1 protein-coding gene is annotated in these 255 nt (G+C 44.7%); it reads left to right on the top strand.

The window, feature by feature from the left end; all coding sequences use genetic code 11:
- On the top strand, nucleotides 1-255 hold a 255-nt coding region (locus DM397_RS00145), incomplete at both ends, for a glycoside hydrolase family 97 catalytic domain-containing protein (protein ID WP_204251831.1).

Below are 255 nucleotides of genomic sequence, written 5' to 3'. Positions count from 1 at the left end.
CAATTCAAACGGGTATTGGAATGATGCTCCGCAAGGCCCGAGAGGATTGATGGATAATGCGGCCATAAGACGAAAAGAAATGGCATGGATGAAAAGCATCGGAATCAAGGGAATTAAAGTGGACTTTTTTGGCGGCGATAAGCAGGTGACCATGAAACTCTATGAAGATATTCTGACGGATGCCAATGTATTTGGAATAATGGTTATTTTCCATGGCTGCACATTGCCTCGAGGCTGGGAACGCATGTATCCGAA

Source organism: Flavobacterium nitrogenifigens (assembly GCF_003254565.1).
Classification (GTDB): domain Bacteria; phylum Bacteroidota; class Bacteroidia; order Flavobacteriales; family Flavobacteriaceae; genus Flavobacterium; species Flavobacterium nitrogenifigens.
Note: the sequence above shows the minus strand (reverse complement) of the source record. Positions and strands in the feature narration are given on the sequence as shown.